The sequence below is a fragment of the Pseudoalteromonas sp. NJ631 genome (assembly GCF_000276645.1).
Taxonomy (GTDB): Bacteria; Pseudomonadota; Gammaproteobacteria; order Enterobacterales; family Alteromonadaceae; genus Pseudoalteromonas; species Pseudoalteromonas piscicida.
In genome coordinates, this window is the sequence record NZ_AKXJ01000009.1 from 127,456 (window position 1) to 143,712 (window position 16,257).

Here is a 16,257-nt window from a genome sequence, read left to right on the forward strand (position 1 = left end):
CCCTTAATTTTATAGTTATTGCCCAAGGCGAGCGGTTTGCCTCGGTTAAATTAGCGTTAATGTAAATGCTCACTAAGCATGAACATGTTTTATTATGATGTCGAACAACATGCGTTTAATGACGCTTAACCCATTGCCTCTTTACGAACGAAGTGGAGATATGCCGCGAGACTGTCTTGCCATAGCGTCATGGCTTCTGTGAGCTCATCATGGCACGATTTACCATCCAATAAGCGGCGCTCTGCTTTTTTCAAGTTTGAACCATAGCGATTAAATCCGAGTTGTAAGGCGGTGCTGGCTTGACGATGAAGCTGTCTGATACATTGATCTTCATCTTGCTCTAATAGTTGCTGAATATGAATGAGTTTATTACGAGCCGACAACACAAACTCGTTGTATATCGAAGAGACTTCATCTTCACTAAATCCAGATTTTAGGGCGTTTACAGCCGTTTCATCGTACAGGATATCGGGCAATTCCACGCTCACATTGGCTTTTTTAGGAGACTGTGACTCGCTAAGCGCTTGGCGTAATTTTTCTTGTTTTATCGGTTTGCCAACAATATCGCGAATGCCGAGTGCCAAGTATTCTTTTACCTCGTCTGGACTGAGGCTGGCAGTAAAGGCTAGGAAGGGAGTTCGTTTGTTTTTATGCTCACAATTTTGTAGCTGCTTTAATACTTCTTGCCCGGAAAGATCGGGTAAGTTCATGTCTAACAACACCACATCGAAATGGTGCTGTATTAGCATCTCTATGGCGCTTTTACCATTGGTTGCCAATTTAACCTTATGCTCATCTTCTGCCATAAACTCAATAGCGATTTTTTGGTTGAGATCTAGGTCTTCGACCAACAGTACTTTCAGACCAGTGATACAATTATCGTGCTGCGGGCGCTGCTCCACTAGGCTCAGTTCACCAATGTTTAGCAGTAAATCAAAACTAAATGTACTGCCTTTGTTAAGCTCGCTTTGAATATCTAACTGTGAACTCAGACGGTTGAGTAGGCGACTGGTAATAGCAAGCCCCAAGCCTGTGCCACCCTTAACTTTACCTGCACTACTTTGTACGTATGGCTCGGTCAGCTTATTAATATCTTCACTTTCAATACCTGGCCCTGAGTCCGTGATACTAAACCGCACTTTATGCTCAATTTGTTGGTCTTTTAAAATCTCAACTTTGAGTCTTACTTCCCCTTTATCAGTGAACTTAATGGCATTACCAACGAGGTTGATAAGAATTTGTCTCAGCTTTTGTTGGTCAAAGTAATAGCACACCTGATCGGGCAGCTCGTACACCAATTCAAAGTGCAGCTTCTTTTGTTCTGCAAGCGGACTTAACAATAAGCAAAGGTTCTGTAGCCAACTTCTAAGCTCAACGTCCTCTTCGTACAAGGCTTCATCACTTTGCTCCAAACTGGCGTAGTCTAGTACTTTATCAATCAGTAAGTTTAGCGATTCAGCAGAGTTTACGATAGCCTCACAGTAGGCCTTGTTGCGACTATCTCTGGTGCGTCCCAATACCAGTTGGGCGCTGCCCAAGATACCGTTAAGCGGAGTGCGTATCTCATGACTGATCGTTGATAAAAACATGCCGCGCAGCTCTAGGTCCTGTTGTGCCTTCAATGCTAATTTATTGAGGTTTTGCTCTCTTTGCTCGTTACATAACAGCGCCATGCCTGTTGCATAAAAGATAGGTGCAAGAACGCCATTGAAGAAAATAGTGATGGTAAACCAGTTCTCCTTGAAAAGCGTGAAATGCGTCACTTCTCCCATTAATAGGGTTCTGCCGGTAAATATCACCAATATAATAAGTAAAATGGTGATATAGACTATGCTGCCGTTAGGGTATTTATTTCGTGCAAAGCGGCTAAAGAAATAGAGCAGGAGTGTCGCTTCAGCTAAGTGTTGTAAGTCCGAGATAAGGATCCTATCTCTCAAGTTTGGAGAGAAAATACTGCTGTACATCAACAAAATGAAGAGCCCTGCAGTAACGCCGAGAAACACTTTAAAGGATGGGCCTTTAACCCCTAAAAATTGTCTTATCGCCATGCAGTGGATAATGGAAGCCGCAAACAGCAAGGTATTAGCAATGGGAATAGTTTCCCAGTTGTCAAAATAGCCGTGCAATGCAAAGGAAGAAATCGCACAGAGCAAAACCAAAGGGTAAAAAATATAGAGCAGCGTTCCGGGTGTGCTTTTATTTGCTCGCCACGTTAAAAAGGTAAGGAGCGCCATCATTGCCGTCATGACGAGACTAGTTAGGTAGAGGGTTTTTGGGTCGAGCATGTACCTAAGGCTGCTTTCAGTTGCGAAAAAACTTAGCATAGAGGTATTCGCCAAGGCAGTAAAGCCTGTATGAAGCTGAAGCCTCGATATCGCGATGTCAGCGCTGTCTTTCACCCGCCAACTTGCGTCAGCAGGTTAAAGACAGATGAAGCTTAGCGGATCTCGTCAGGAATATTCTGCTGAGCCCACGAAAGGAGTTCGATACGGTTACGACATTTGGTTTTACGAAATGCACTGTACAAATGCGTTTTCACCGTATGTGGACTGATATTTAGCTCTTCAGCGATCTCTTTGTTTTTCGCACCTTTACTCATCAGCGCGATAATTGCTTTTTCTCGCTTAGTGAGTTTCACAGGTTCGATATCACCTTCGGTTAGTTTATGTAATGCATCTTTATTAAATTGCAGCATGCGATTTAACACATTACACATCACGTCACGGCGATACCACAGTTGATCTTCAAGCAACAAACGGATCCCTTTCATTAGCACGTCGGCATTATCAGTCGTGTAGAATACACCACGAATACCACTTAGCAGCGCACGATTGGCCAGCTCCGGATTTTCATCTAAGTTGAATAGTACGATATCGCATTTGACTTTGAGGTTGACTAGTTGTTCTTTTAATTTACCCCAAGAATCGTTCACAGCGGTTTCGATGAAAAGTAATCGAGTACCTTCAGGCACATCTGAGATATCAGTTCCAGTCGTAACATCCAACCCTTGGGTTTTTAACAAAGGTTGTAACACATTGATACCAATGGTGTTAACCGGTTCTTTATCTAATAACAAAAAAGCACTACTGCTCATTTTAGGACACACTCTAATTTTTCCGATTTCTCAATGCTAACATGGGATTCAGACCTTTTGTATTAGAATTTTTAGTACAAGATAGAGAAATCCGCTATATAACAAAGTGAAATAATAACTCGAAATTATGTACAGAATATGTATTTAAATGTAATTTGTTGAAATAAGTAAGCTTTTAACGATTTTCGTTAATAACTTACTCATTTACATTGCTTAACAGAGAATAATCTAAACTGGTACTTTTTTCGTATTTTGATAAGGCGGCCAGCCCATTTCTTTTCCAGCTAATACATGTAGATGAAGATGATATACGGTTTGACCACCGTGATCATTACAGTTCATCACTACGCGATAACCATCTTCTGCAAAGCCGTGCTCTTTCGCTAATTTGGCTGCAACAACATATAAATGACCAACAAGATGAGCATTTTCTTCCGTCACGTCATTGATGGTCGCAATTGCTGTTTTAGGAATAACTAAGACGTGAAATGGTGCTTGTGGATTAATATCTCTAAACGCGAGTGCTTGTTCATCTTCGTAAACGATGTCTGCAGGGATTTCTCGATTAATAATTTTGGTAAAAATAGTTTCTGAACTCATGGTCCTTCCTTATCTGGCATATTGAATTGCTCTAGCATAGCTAACTCTCAAGGAGACTCAATAGATTTGATGCGTTATCCCACTGCGCATCAATTAAAAGGGTAGAGATATAAGCAGGTATGCAGTAATCTCATCAAGGTATAATGATTTGGTACTCACGAAGGAGTGAATAGATGCGCTTAAAATATACGCTTGCGACCGCTGTTTTACTGTTGTCACCGCTTTCACAGGCTGCGTTGCTAAGTTTTCCTGAAGAAATTATTCCCTTGCAAGTTGATGATAAAACCATTGAACACTCATTCTTCTCCAAAGTGCGAGAGTTGGACTTAGCCAAAGGGGAGTATGCGGTCAAAATGCGTTACACCGACTTGTATGAAGTGGGCTATGACGACCACGAAACCATAGAGTCGAAGCCATTCTGGGCGAAAGTAAGTATCGATCAAGACGGCGAGTATCAGGTTGAATTTAACCGTCCTGACAATGTGGTTGCGGCAAAGGCATTTGCAGATCAGCCATTGATTATGTTGCAAGCACCCAATGAATCGTTAGCGACAACATTGGTAGTGACACAAGAAAGACCAAGAGTAACGGAAGCGATAGCAAGTGAGCCTTCAACACCCACTGCACCACGTTATTCAACGCCAAGTACTACCACACGAGCCGTTACGCTAGCGGCGCCTAAATCAGCACATCCAGATGTGGTTGGCATGCTGGACTATTGGTGGCAACAAGCAACCCCAGAACAAAAACGGTTGTTTTTAGAGAAAATAAAGGGCAATTAAGCCCTTTATCTGAATACGTCTTAATGTGATCTGTTAGTCTTTACTAACAGGGCTCAATCAAATATCACCGTTGTGTATGAGTCAGAAACGAACCCGCAGGCGTAACTCGTTTTTGGCCTATAACAAGCTAGAAAATTTTGCTCAAAGGGCTAACAACACCGTTTACGCCTAGCTGTAAAACATGAGTATATATTTGCGTTGTCTTTACATCGGAATGACCAAGTTGAGCTTGTACGGTTCTAATATCTGCACCACTTTGTAGTAAATGAGTAGCAAATGAATGTCTAAAAGTGTGGGGCGTTATAGGTTTTGTTATTTGTGCTTTTTTGGCTGCCTCTTTAACCGCTTTACGTACTCCTGTTTGATTATTTGCTTATACAGAAAAGATAATGCATTTAACGCTGGCGCTTGTTTTTTAGGCGACACATTACGTTTAAGTACAAGGTAGTTGAGATATTCGACAACCTCGTTATCGCCCATTGAAGCTGGGTGACGCTTATCATGAAAATGAATATAGGAAGAAATCCACTTAAGATATGTATCAACTGTTCTGAGCGAATATTGCTTAGTCAGCATAAACTCTGCGATGTGGTTTAAAAATGGTGAACGAGTTCTCATTGAGCTAGTCCCAACTGGGCTGTATTTATATACAGTATTGTTGTGTTTCTCCTATAGTCAAGAAAACGACTCACTGGGTCGTTTTTATCCTTTTCATAGTTTCTGTAATGATTAAAAATATATCTGTAGCAACAAGTTAGTTATTGTGATAAAGCTGGTACAATGAGAATAATGACCCATGACTCGGTAGAAAAACGACCCATTGGGTCGATATTAAATTGTTAGCACCCAATGAGATTAAGCAGAGCAAATGGATAAATCATTTTACAAAGAAATTGCTGAAATGGCTCAAGAAGCTATAGACGACTTGGATAGATATGAAAGTACAGGTAAAACCGAACAAGTATTCGACAAGATCAGAGCCGTAGGTGTCCCATGCTTAGAAGGACAGATTTTAAGCCCTTCTGTTAAGGAAGATATTCCGATTAGAGATCAGCTCAACTTCCAACTAGCAGTATTTTCTTTAGCTGGTTTAAGTCGCCTCTCTGGAGAACGAGGCAAGAACACACAAGTAAAGAGTTACTTAAATTTGGTGAAGTCAAAAGCTTTAGAGCTTGGTAATAAGAACGCATCAAATTCTGATCATATTACAATATTCTATTCTTGGCAGGCGAGCTTGCCGAATAAAACAAATAGAGGCCTAATTAAAAACTGCCTTGATAAAGCTATAAAAGAGATAAATAAAGACGCTTCAATTGAAACAAGAGTTTCGGTTGATTCAGACACATCTAACACTCCTGGCTCACCAGATATAATACATACAATTCTTGAAAAAATAGATAAGTCTTCCGTCTTTATCGCAGATGTTACTCTAATAGATGAAAAACAGCCAAACTCAAATGTAATGTTTGAGCTTGGTTATGCCATAAAATCTATTGGCGATTCTAATGTTGTCATGGTTTTTAATGATAACTATGGAGGTATAAAAGATTTGCCTTTTGACTTAGGCTTCAAAAGGCAAATGATTTACACGTGTTCGGAAAATGATAGTGACATCCCATCTGTTCGAAAATCATTAACAAATAGGCTTAAAGATGCCATTATTAAAATTATTGACTTGGATGAATAGTGCTAACAAGTCAAAGCACTCGGACGCAGAAAGCTGCGCCGGTGTTTGAGGCGTTAGACATTCAATTGAGTAATGATGTTAAAAACTGGAACTTATATTTTATTCTACGTTCTTTTTGCTGACTATGTTGGTGGAGTTTTCTTAGTAGGTCGTAACAATAGTACGATTTTAATGGATAGTACGGCTATGGGTTTTATTGTTGTGCAAGTAGTAATATTTCTTGCTGCAATATTTACTCTTTATAAGGTTCAAGATGTTGAAACTGGCTATTGTAAGCAAATTAACTATTCTGATAAATTCAAAGCTAGGCTTTTAATAAAATATGTAGCTATTTGGCTCGTAATAGCTCTATTTATAGATTTATTATTCGCTATACTTCTTGGTTCTGAATTTTGGGCTGAGATTAACCCTTTTGATAGTTGGCTTGTTTTTTGTTTCGTATATATAGTTTATAAATTTTCCAGTTCCTTGCAGGTAAGCTTTAATTACCAAGACGAAAGCATGAAGTGCCATAGGTTAGGTCTATTAACTTCTTCAATCATGAAGTTTAAGAAAGTAGATTTAACTGATAATCAATTAGTCATCACCTCCGGTGATGAAGGGAAATACTTTTTTCATTTAGATAGATTTACATTAACAAATCGAGAGCGGCTGGTTAGCAATTGTTTAAAAATGTCTAACAAGGCGCCAAACTAGGACAAAATTAAATAAGCTCGTCGCTTCGCTCGATTTTAGCTTATTCAATTTTGCCTGTTAGCTAAGCGTTATGTGTTTGTGTTTAATCGACCAAAGAGGAAGCTATGAGAAGTCATGAAAGAGCAGCTCAAATATGGCCATTGTTGTGCCTTGCTGCAAAGAACAGGCAGATACTAACGTATAACATCGTAGGAGATTTAATAGGTGTGCCTAGGTTTGCACTAGCTCAGTTGTTGGAGCCAATACAATCATATTGCCTTTTAAATAAATTGCCTGCACTTACAGTGCTCGTCGTTAACAAAAGTGGTGAACCGGGTCTTGGTTTTATTGCTGCTGCAGATATTCCCTTAGAGCAACATAAAGTTTTTGAGCATCCATGGTTAGAAATTCATACTCCTTCCCTTGAAGAGCTCGAACAAGCCGTTCTCAGACTACCTTCATGTGGTATACCTGAAGCACTTGAGGAAAGTAAAAACACATAACAAAGTATTTAAGAGGGATTCTCAACGCTTGGCATTTTTGTTTCAACTTCAAATTTAGTGGTTAAGGTACAATGCTTTAGGCTGGTTGGCGGCGTTGTTCACCCCTTAATGCGGCGTTAGTTTTTCACACAGGATTGGTGTAAATGTTCAAGAAAATAATTATTCTCATATCTACTGTTTTACTTCTTTTAGGTTGCAGTGCAACAGGGCCAAAGTTTACGCAACTTGAAAGTTTGGATACTAACAAAGCTAAAGTTTATGTTTATCGCCCTTGGGCAATGTTAGATGGCGCTGCCGCTCCAACAGTTCAAGTTAATGGTAAAGATCGCTTTGACCTTAGCAATGGTGGCTACGAAGTTATTACTTTATCTCCTGGTACTCATAAACTTACAGTTAAAAAAGGCGCGTTTATGTCTAACTGGCGTGCTGACGAAATGAATATTGAATATAAATTCGAAGCTAATAAAAATTACTTTGTTCGACTATCAGCAGAGTTACAAGATGCAGGTGTATACGGCAGTGTAATATCAATCTCTGGTAGCTACGGTTTTGCATTAATCAAAGAGTCGTTTGCAATCAATGAACTTAAAGAAGTAAAGAAAAACTAACAAGTCGTTTAAAAGGACAAAAAACAGTTGGCTTTTGCTCGTTCGTCGCTAATTTTAGCCAACAATTTTTTGCCTCTTAACGAGGCGTTATGAACCTATCAGGAGATAAGTGTGAAATTTAGAGTATTGATGATTGTATTTCCACTTCTTGCACTTGCAGGTTGTGCTACTACTTCATTATCAGAACAAGCCTTTGGTACAAAGCTTCCGCAATATAACAATTCTGAAGATCAAAATATTGCAACCATAGAGTTTAGCGCGGATAAAAAGTATGAAACTGAAGATGGGGTTCCTTTCAACGGAGAGCCGGTTATTTGCACTACTTCTGGCCTGAAAACAACATTCAGCGAAACCGAGAGAAATACAAAAATTAAGGTAGCTGCAAATACACCAATTATATTGACGTCAATTATAAAGTGGCACAATTCAGGTTGGGAAAAATCATGCTGGCCTTTTGTAAGCTTTACACCTGAACTTGGTGGTAGATACGTTTTAGTTAATGAGCGTATTGGTGGTAAAGGTATTTCAGCATTGTGGACAGGTGTTGCTTTCCAATCCTGTAAAGTTTCTGTATACAAATTGGAGAATGACGTGCCGATGGCAATAGAGGTTAAAGAAGTCAAACCCGCAGGTTGCGGTTCATAACAAAGTGCTCAAAAGCGGACACAAAAAGCTTGGCTTTGCTCGTACCTCGCAAATTTTAGCCAAGCGTTTTATGCCGTTTAGCACGGCGTTATGTGACTACGGAGAGTATAGTGATAAGCAAAGTTAGTAACAAAAAACTGTTTTTAGTATGGACGGCATGTATCCTTATATACCTAGTTTATGTAGGAGCTACAGAAAGTTCGTTTAGTATTCTTGTTATTAGTGGGTTAACAAACATCTGTTTATTGCCTCTCATACTGAGAAAACATGCCCCATTGACAGTTAAAGACCCTATTGAATATGTCAAATTCAACGAAGTCGTTTTATTAATGGGCGAACTAAAAATACCGACATCAAAAATAAAAAAAGTTGCACTTGATGTTTTAGGTGAGGATGCTTACTTTTCGTTGCCGTACAACCAAATTTCGCCAGGACAAATTCCATCTTTTGTATTTCCTGCAGTTAAGATTGCTACTTTCAAAAGTTATCTTATGGATAATCTCAGCGAAATAGAGTTCATCACATAACAAATACATCATGTCGTTCATAAATTCACTGGGACAAATACTCGTTGGCTGGCGCTTCGCGCAGTATAACCAACTCCTATTTGCCCCATATGCAAAGCGTTAACTACCACAAGGAGTTTCTGTGAAAATCAAATATTCTCTATTCTTTATTGTTTTAATTTTGGTAGGCTGTGCTTCTGGCCCTTCTGCAAAATATGACGTCAAAAAAGCAGACCCAAACCTTCCTATAGTTGCAGGCGGCATGAGCGTCTGGTCTCGTGGTATGGGCACGGGAACAGGGTTTGATTTAAAAAATGAGGATACGGGAGAGTTCATAGGGTATACAGGAGCTAAATCTTTCTTCCTTCGCTTGCCTCCAGGCAACTACACTGTTCACTCTATAGGTTCTAGACAGGGAGGTACTGGCTCGAAAGACACATCTTTTGCTTTTACTGTAACCAATGAACCATTTCAATACATTGGTACCTTAGTTAAATCTTTTCACATAAACGCGGGCTTTGATGTTTTAAATAGAAAGCCAGTTGCCCACAGAACATATGGTGTTTGGGAGCCAATTTTTGTTGGTGGTTCAGAAACTCGGAAGCCGGGAGAAGTTTTGGATCCTTATACACAAATCTTCGTGTATGACGACTTTGATAACGTGGTAACAGATTTTAAAACCCAGTTTCCAGAATTTTCTTCTGCTAAATTTGAGAAAAACTTCATAAAGTAGTAGTTAACAAGTTACTCAAAAGGACGCAAAACGCTTGGCTTGTGCTCCTTCGTCGCTAATTTTAGCCAAGCATTTATGCGCCCATTAGTAAGGCGTTATACCCCTAAAGGAGTTTAGATGTTACGCACCATATTAATTTCTCTAATTGTTATTTTATCGGGATGTGCAAGTACACAAAATGAAAAATTAACTTCTAAAAGAGTTGGTGTGTTAACACCTGAATCGCACAATAATCAATTCTGCTACCTCTACAAAGGCGTGACTGTTTTCAATAATGAGTCAGCACGTGTGGAACTTAGTCCTAACTTTTCTAACAGTTTTAATACATCTGTGGGTAAGGGCATCACAAAGTCGGGGAATATACCAGTATCCCTAGGAAAATTACCTGCCCATAAGATCTCAAGTTATTTTGAACGTAAAGAGTGGGATCATTCAATTACTCTTACTAAGGATGGTCGCAAGTATATTGAGAGCTTGCTTGAATCAAACCAAGTTGATTATATTCTCTTACCTTGGTTATATGATTTAGAACGTTGTATGGTAAGCGTTGAAGTTGGTTACTCTGATTTAGAATATGCACTTGATTCTAACGTTCAACTTCATCTTCTCAATGCTCAAACTTTACAGCATATACAGTCTAGACATGTAAACTCTGTAAATTCAATGAGACCAATCTACTTACCAAAAGATAAGGTTGCTCCCACTATTACTGACAAGGCTAAATTATCTGAGAAGCTCTATGTTGAGCTTGAAGATGATGTTTTTAGGCTTCTAGATGGTGATTGCTGCTATTCAAAAAGAAATGATTTACCGTAACGGGGTATAACAAATTAATTAAACAGTGGACACAAAACAGCTGGCTTGTGCTCCTTCGTCGCTAAGTTTAGCCAGCTATTTTCTGCCGTTTATGGCAAGCGTTAGCTTTCATCGAGCATCTATCAAGGATTCAGGTAATAAATGTTTATAAAAATAGTTAAGACGTTTTTGATCGCACTGTCTTGCATAATCATACTAGGAGTTGTTAACGCTTATGTGTTCGTTCCTGACCTTCAGCGATATGGCGAGATCGTGGCCTATCGAGGAGGCGGAAGCGCGGTTAATTATGAAAAACTAAAGAAAACTGGCTGTACCGCCCTTTCAATAAAAGCATCAAACATCAATTCTGTTGAGAACACACTAGAAGCTGTGGCTTCTTCCGTTGCAGCCGGAGCGAACGTAATTCATCTAAATGTTCACAGAACTCGTGATGATCAACTGGTTGTTTTTCATGACTGGACGTTAGATTGTGCTACAAACGGGTCTGGGCCGGTACATAAAGCATCATTTGAGCAGTTGAAAAGTATTGATGCTGGATATGGATATACGTTTGATGATGGTGCGACTTTCCCATTTAGAGGAAAAGGTTTTGGGATTTCTAAGTTAGAGGCGTTTTATAAACGGTATCCAAAGCATGAGTTTTGGTTAAACCTAAAGGATAACGACATACGTTCATTCGAAACTCTATATGAGTATCTATCTGGAAAAAAATCTAGCCATATTGTTATTACCTCTTCAAAAGGTATGGAGTGGTTTCGAAACAAGGATTCATCTTTACGGTTAGCAAGTGTTGGGAGTGTAAAGAGTTGCGGAATAGATTATCTTTTAGTTGGATGGGCGGGATTAGTTCCTGACTCCTGTAGGAACACCATTCTTTTTATACCTCCCTCGATGACAAAGTATTTTTGGGGCTATCCTGAACGCCTAGCATCAAGATTACAGAGCCATGGTTCGGATGTTTATCTATGGTCTCGACATGAATCGATCACCCAATCCTACGATGACGTTGTCGCATCGGGTATTGGAGTTATCACTAGTGATCTTGATTTTATTCGTGCAACACAAGCTAACAAACGCGTCAATCAGGACGCTCGCTAGCTCGCGCTTATTGCGCGGGCGATAGCTGTACAAGGAAAACCTGAGTAGTGGAAATGTTCGGAGAAATTATCAAGAATATGTATGGGATGTCACTGGCTGAGTTCGCTGTGATGATAGTAGATACTCTTACTTATCTAATATCTCTTTTCATAGTACTTTTCGCATTTGTTAAGCTTGATAAAGTTACAAAAAGTAAGCATGCCAAAGGAGTTAAAATCTCTATTGTTGCTACAATTTTTTCTTCATTTGTAGCTAGTTCAATTGTAGATAGTTCTGAAGAGCTTGGATTAATTGAGGTGTTTGTATTTCTTATACCCTCGATTTTTACGCTATTAGCGGCAGTTTGTTTTTATCGGTTTACTAGAGAAGTGCTAGTAAAGTACAGCTAACAAAGCCGTTAAACCAAGGACACAAAACGTTTTTGTCCAAAAACGAGCTAGAGCGAACGTCTGTTGTTCGCTCATAATTTCAGAGTAGGTGAAATATTAACCTAATCATCAAAGCTGTAGAGTCAGGTATGAGCTACCACACTTTAACAATTAAGTTTATATTTTGATTCGGCCTACTTTTCGAAAGCACGCTTCATAAAGTTAGGTGTTGCTAATGCACCCTTATGAATACCTGTGTTGTAGTACTCAGTATCAAATGTTGCGTTATCAACGTCTTGCTCGCGGAATCCGGCAAACTTTTGATCTTTACGCGCCATCGTTGCTGACCACAGACCGCTTGGGTAGATTGGTTGTGGGAAAGGCAGGGTTTGCAGATCAACAAAGCCTACTTCCAACATTGCATCGCGCATTTCTAATAGCAACGGCATGTGCATCAGTGGTGATTCACTCTGCTGGATCATGATACCGCCAGTGCGAAGCGCTGCTAAACAGCTCTTGTAGAATGCGTGGTTGAATAAACCTTCACCAGGGCCAACAGGATCGGTGCCATCAACGATGATAACGTCGATAGACTCTGCTTCGGCTTCACGCATATATTTGATGCCATCATCAAACATTACAGTTGCGCGAGGATCGTTGTTAGACTCACAAAGCTCAGGGAAGTATTTCAAAGACATTTGCGTCACAACTTCGTCGATATCAATCTGAGTTACTTTTTCAACGCCAGGGTGCTTTAATACTTCACGCAATGTGCCACAGTCGCCGCCGCCAATGATCACAACATTTTTAGGTGCAGGGTGCGAGAATAGCGCCGGGTGACTCATCATTTCGTGATAGAAAAAGTTTTCACGCGTGCTCACCATAGTGCAACCGTCAATGATCATCAGGTTACCAAAATCCGTCGTTTCAAACATTTCTACTTTTTGAAATGGTGATTGGATTTCGTCTAATTTTTTGTTGACTCTAAGTGAAAAAGCGCTGCCATCGCGGTCGCTAATTTCTGTAAACCAACGGTTTGCTTCTAAGTTTGCCATGATTGTGTTCACACTTGATAAAAATTAAGGCAATTTTGCCAGTGCTTGCGCCTTTGCTCAATCAATTTTAGTCAACATTTTGTACTTTGCCTCATATTAGTCCTAATCAAGCATGGGCTATTCATAAGGTTTGTAAGCTAATGAAAACGCAACTTTAGGTCGCATTGACTAGCCTCGCGTATTAGAATGAAGCTTTATAAAGAATTAATTGAGAGCAGCAATGACTTGGGGTCTGCAAACAGCACGTTCTATCTATAACGTTACCCACTGGAGTGACGGCTATTTTGATATCAATGAACAGGGCCAGTTAGTGGCGTTTCCTGATGGTGATCGCACTAAGCCACCAATTCTTCTTCCAGAGCTAACTGAGCAATTTAAAGCGCAGGGGCTAACTTTGCCGGTTTTGGTACGTTTTACCGATATTTTAAAACATCGTGTCGATACCTTGACTCAAGCATTTACTGCTGCACGAACTCAACGTGATTACCAAGGCCAGTACACCTGTGTTTACCCAATAAAAGTGAATCAGCAGCGCTCGGTTGTCAGTAAGTTATTAGCGCATCCAAGTGGTCTTGTTGGTCTTGAAGCCGGCTCTAAGCCTGAGCTGATGGCAATTTTGGGTGTGGCACACCAACCTATTACGATTGTCTGTAACGGCTACAAAGACAGTGAGTTCTTGCGCCTAGCTTGCATTGGTCAAGCGATGGGTCATCAAGTAAACATAGTTGTTGAAAAGCTCTCTGAACTGGATACCTTATTACAGGAAATCGACGATTTAGGCATTGAACCGTCGATTGGTATCCGTATTCGTCTTAATTCAGTTGGTAAGGGCAAGTGGCAAAATACTGGTGGTGAAAAAGGTAAGTTTGGTCTTACTGCCAGCCAAGTGCTGCAAGCGGTTGAGCTACTTAAGTCGCATAATCGTTTGCACTTAATGCAGTTAGTACACTTCCATATCGGCTCGCAAGTTGCCAATATTCGTGATATCCAACGTGCGCTTAAAGAGTGTGCGCGTCACTATGCTGAGCTATACCAACTAGGTGTTCCGCTGCGTATCGTTGATGTTGGCGGTGGCCTCGGAGTGGACTATGAAGGTTCAGGTTCTCGTAGTTCATGCTCTATGAATTATACGGTGGCGGAATACGCGAAAAATGTGGTGCATGCTTTTCATGATATTGCGGAGCTGAATAACATTCCGCATCCGGATATTATTACTGAATCTGGCCGAGCATTAACTGCCCATCACGCGATGCTGATCACGGATGTGATCGACGTAGAAAAAGCACCAAATCAAGTCGAACCGGTGCAACCACAAGATACCAGCCCATTGGTATTACAAGAGTTATGGCATTCGTTGTCACAACTGACCCCTCGCATGGCTTTAGAAACTTATCATGACGCTATGCACTTGTTCAGCGATGCACACGACCAATACGTGCATGGTTTGATCAGCATGCAAGAGTGGGCGCAGCTTGAACAGCTTTACTTCACGACACTTCATAAAGTGCGTGAGTGCTTAAATGAGAATGCGAGAGCACACCGAGAAGTACTAGACGACCTCAATGAAAAGCTAGCTGATAAACTGTTTGTAAACTTCTCGTTGTTCCAATCACTGCCGGATATTTGGGGTATTGACCAGCTATTTCCGGTGATGCCTATCGACAAGCTCAATCAGCCGTTGACGCAAAGAGCGATTATTCAGGACATTACCTGTGATTCTGATGGTCAAATCAACAGTTATGTTGAGGGCGCAGGTATTGAGTCAAGTCTACCTATTCCAGAGTATGTGCCGGGAGAGCAATATCACGTTGCGATGTTCTTGGTGGGGGCCTATCAAGAAATATTGGGTGATCTCCATAACTTATTTGGTGACACCGACTCAGTACATGTTGAGCTTTGTGATGAGGGTTATAAACTCACTAATGCAATCAAGGGCGACAGTGTTGAAGATGTTCTGCGCTTTGTTCATTATGACAAAGCGGTGTTATCTGAGAACTATGCACAGCAAGTCGCGGCCTTGTCGTTGCCAGAGTCAATTAAAGCTCAGTATCTACAAGAGTTAAACGCTGGACTTGAAGGTTATACTTACTTCGAAGATTGATTTCTAGATAGTGAAATGGAATAAATTATAGCCGACCAACTGGTCGGCTTAATTGTGTGTGATTTTCAAGGTATGATACAGCTCTGCCGTTAAACACGATGAGGGAATGAATGTCGTTTATTCGTAAAGTGATCAGCATCTTGCTGTACGCCGTTAACACTATATTTTGGTTTATACCGATCTTTATTTGTGGCTTGATTAAGCTACTACCCATCCCACCATTGCAAAAAGCCATGAGCTATATTGCTAAAGCGTGCGCAAGTAAGTGGGTCGCGTGTAATTCAGTGAGCCAAAACCTCATTGCGCCGTATACGCTCAATGTGAGCGGATTGGATGAGCTAAAACGCAAAGACTGGTACTTGGTTATCGCGAATCACCAAAGTTGGGTGGATATCTTAGTGTTGCAGCGAGTGCTTCATGGCAAAATCCCGTTTCTGAATTTCTTTTTGAAAAAAGAGCTGCTTTACGTACCCGTGCTAGGTCTTGCTTGGTGGGCGCTCGATTTTCCTTTTATGACGCGAACTAGCAAGTCGCAATTAAAGAAAAACCCTAAATTGCGTGGTAAAGACATAGAAACGACGCGAAAAGCATGCGAAAAGTTTAAAACAATGCCAGTGAGTATTGTAAACTTCGTTGAAGGTACGCGTTACACTGAGTCCAAGCATAGTAAGCAAAAAAGCCCATTTACACACCTGCTTAAACCAAAAGCGGGAGGCATCGCATTTGTGATGCAGGCCATGGGTGAGCAAATCAGCAAAGTGGTGAATGTCACCATACATTATCCCGGTGGTGTACCAACTTTTGCAGACTTTGTCGCTGGTAAAGTGAAGTCAGTAGATGTTCAGGTGGAAGTAATGCCGGTCAGTGCAAACTTGGTCGGCGACTACACGAACGATCCCGAATTTAGAGTGCGTTTCCAATCCGAATTAAACGCCTTGTGGCAAGCTAAAGACGAACAACTTGTGGAGCTTGCTGATAAAAAGTAG

17 protein-coding genes and 1 pseudogene are annotated in these 16,257 nt (G+C 40.6%); 13 read left to right on the forward strand and 5 right to left on the reverse strand.

What is annotated here, in order from left to right; all coding sequences use genetic code 11:
• Positions 1-125: 125 nt before the first annotated feature.
• The 3 genes from A587_RS0115570 to A587_RS0115580 form a co-directional block, all read right to left on the reverse strand.
• A complete protein-coding gene (locus A587_RS0115570; protein ID WP_017218350.1) occupies positions 126-2,285 on the reverse strand; it encodes an ATP-binding protein in 2,160 nt (719 codons plus the stop codon).
• Positions 2,286-2,437: 152 nt separating this feature from the next.
• Positions 2,438-3,094, reverse strand: a complete 657-nt coding sequence (locus A587_RS0115575) for a helix-turn-helix transcriptional regulator (protein ID WP_010376437.1) — start codon at positions 3,092-3,094, stop codon at positions 2,438-2,440.
• A gap of 228 nt (positions 3,095-3,322) precedes the next feature.
• A complete protein-coding gene (locus A587_RS0115580; RefSeq protein WP_010376435.1) occupies positions 3,323-3,694 on the reverse strand; it encodes a histidine triad nucleotide-binding protein in 372 nt (123 codons plus the stop codon).
• Positions 3,695-3,867: 173 nt separating this feature from the next.
• Here A587_RS0115580 and A587_RS0115585 point away from each other — a divergent pair, with 173 nt between their 5' ends.
• Positions 3,868-4,476: a DUF2057 domain-containing protein gene (locus A587_RS0115585; RefSeq protein WP_017218351.1), complete on the forward strand. Its 609-nt coding sequence runs from the start codon at positions 3,868-3,870 to the stop codon at positions 4,474-4,476.
• 127 nt (positions 4,477-4,603) lie between these two features.
• Here A587_RS0115585 and A587_RS24775 read toward each other — a convergent pair.
• Positions 4,604-5,094 (reverse strand): annotated as a pseudogene (locus tag A587_RS24775) (phage integrase N-terminal SAM-like domain-containing protein).
• A 250-nt stretch (positions 5,095-5,344) separates the two neighbouring features.
• Here A587_RS24775 and A587_RS24555 point away from each other — a divergent pair.
• The 10 genes from A587_RS24555 (at position 5,345) to A587_RS0115645 (ending at position 12,136) form a co-directional block, all read left to right on the forward strand.
• Entirely contained in the window at positions 5,345-6,163 is an 819-nt protein-coding gene (locus A587_RS24555; protein ID WP_017218353.1) for a hypothetical protein, read from the forward strand.
• Between the two features lie 72 nt (positions 6,164-6,235).
• Entirely contained in the window at positions 6,236-6,859 is a 624-nt protein-coding gene (locus A587_RS0115600) for a hypothetical protein (protein WP_017218354.1), read from the forward strand.
• Between the two features lie 104 nt (positions 6,860-6,963).
• Entirely contained in the window at positions 6,964-7,341 is a 378-nt protein-coding gene (locus A587_RS24165; protein WP_017218355.1) for a hypothetical protein, read from the forward strand.
• A gap of 143 nt (positions 7,342-7,484) precedes the next feature.
• Positions 7,485-7,949 carry a DUF2846 domain-containing protein gene (locus tag A587_RS0115610; RefSeq protein ID WP_017218356.1) on the forward strand — a complete coding sequence of 155 codons (465 nt, stop codon included), beginning with the start codon at positions 7,485-7,487 and terminating at the stop codon, positions 7,947-7,949.
• Between the two features lie 111 nt (positions 7,950-8,060).
• On the forward strand, positions 8,061-8,594 hold the full coding sequence (locus A587_RS0115615) for a hypothetical protein (protein ID WP_017218357.1): 534 nt from the start codon (positions 8,061-8,063) through the stop codon (positions 8,592-8,594).
• Between the two features lie 110 nt (positions 8,595-8,704).
• Positions 8,705-9,121, forward strand: coding sequence for a hypothetical protein (locus tag A587_RS0115625; RefSeq protein WP_017218359.1), 417 nt, complete (start codon positions 8,705-8,707; stop codon positions 9,119-9,121).
• Between the two features lie 121 nt (positions 9,122-9,242).
• Positions 9,243-9,833: a hypothetical protein gene (locus tag A587_RS0115630; protein WP_017218360.1), complete on the forward strand. Its 591-nt coding sequence runs from the start codon at positions 9,243-9,245 to the stop codon at positions 9,831-9,833.
• A 117-nt stretch (positions 9,834-9,950) separates the two neighbouring features.
• Entirely contained in the window at positions 9,951-10,649 is a 699-nt protein-coding gene (locus A587_RS0115635) for a hypothetical protein (protein WP_017218361.1), read from the forward strand.
• A 141-nt stretch (positions 10,650-10,790) separates the two neighbouring features.
• Positions 10,791-11,747, forward strand: coding sequence for a glycerophosphodiester phosphodiesterase family protein (locus A587_RS0115640; protein WP_017218362.1), 957 nt, complete (start codon positions 10,791-10,793; stop codon positions 11,745-11,747).
• Between the two features lie 53 nt (positions 11,748-11,800).
• Positions 11,801-12,136, forward strand: coding sequence for a hypothetical protein (locus A587_RS0115645; protein WP_010378185.1), 336 nt, complete (start codon positions 11,801-11,803; stop codon positions 12,134-12,136).
• A gap of 173 nt (positions 12,137-12,309) precedes the next feature.
• Here the strand turns inward: A587_RS0115645 and speE are convergent, their stop codons facing one another.
• The gene (speE, locus tag A587_RS0115650; RefSeq protein WP_010378188.1) at positions 12,310-13,170 is read right to left on the reverse strand and encodes a polyamine aminopropyltransferase; all 861 of its coding nucleotides are present in this window, start codon (positions 13,168-13,170) and stop codon (positions 12,310-12,312) included.
• A gap of 220 nt (positions 13,171-13,390) precedes the next feature.
• Here speE and speA point away from each other — a divergent pair, with 220 nt between their 5' ends.
• Positions 13,391-15,271, forward strand: coding sequence for a biosynthetic arginine decarboxylase (speA, locus tag A587_RS0115655; RefSeq protein WP_017218363.1), 1,881 nt, complete (start codon positions 13,391-13,393; stop codon positions 15,269-15,271).
• 110 nt (positions 15,272-15,381) lie between these two features.
• A complete protein-coding gene (locus tag A587_RS0115660) occupies positions 15,382-16,257 on the forward strand; it encodes an acyltransferase (protein WP_017218364.1) in 876 nt (291 codons plus the stop codon).

Excerpts from the sequence above, each read along its gene's own strand:
- A587_RS24555 (WP_017218353.1), top strand. The coding sequence starts at position 5,345 with ATGGATAAATCATTTTACAAAGAAATTGCTGAAATGGCTCAAGAAGCT.
- A587_RS0115610 (WP_017218356.1), top strand. The coding sequence starts at position 7,485 with ATGTTCAAGAAAATAATTATTCTCATATCTACTGTTTTACTTCTTTTA.
- A587_RS0115645 (WP_010378185.1), top strand. The coding sequence starts at position 11,801 with ATGTTCGGAGAAATTATCAAGAATATGTATGGGATGTCACTGGCTGAG.
- A587_RS0115635 (WP_017218361.1), top strand. The coding sequence starts at position 9,951 with ATGTTACGCACCATATTAATTTCTCTAATTGTTATTTTATCGGGATGT.
- speE (WP_010378188.1), bottom strand. The coding sequence starts at position 13,170 with ATGGCAAACTTAGAAGCAAACCGTTGGTTTACAGAAATTAGCGACCGC.
- speA (WP_017218363.1), top strand. The coding sequence starts at position 13,391 with ATGACTTGGGGTCTGCAAACAGCACGTTCTATCTATAACGTTACCCAC.
- A587_RS24165 (WP_017218355.1), top strand. The coding sequence starts at position 6,964 with ATGAGAAGTCATGAAAGAGCAGCTCAAATATGGCCATTGTTGTGCCTT.
- A587_RS0115575 (WP_010376437.1), bottom strand. The coding sequence starts at position 3,094 with ATGAGCAGTAGTGCTTTTTTGTTATTAGATAAAGAACCGGTTAACACC.
- A587_RS0115660 (WP_017218364.1), top strand. The coding sequence starts at position 15,382 with ATGTCGTTTATTCGTAAAGTGATCAGCATCTTGCTGTACGCCGTTAAC.
- A587_RS0115570 (WP_017218350.1), bottom strand. The coding sequence starts at position 2,285 with ATGCTCGACCCAAAAACCCTCTACCTAACTAGTCTCGTCATGACGGCA.
- A587_RS0115640 (WP_017218362.1), top strand. The coding sequence starts at position 10,791 with ATGTTTATAAAAATAGTTAAGACGTTTTTGATCGCACTGTCTTGCATA.
- A587_RS0115585 (WP_017218351.1), top strand. The coding sequence starts at position 3,868 with ATGCGCTTAAAATATACGCTTGCGACCGCTGTTTTACTGTTGTCACCG.
- A587_RS0115580 (WP_010376435.1), bottom strand. The coding sequence starts at position 3,694 with ATGAGTTCAGAAACTATTTTTACCAAAATTATTAATCGAGAAATCCCT.
- A587_RS0115600 (WP_017218354.1), top strand. The coding sequence starts at position 6,236 with ATGATGTTAAAAACTGGAACTTATATTTTATTCTACGTTCTTTTTGCT.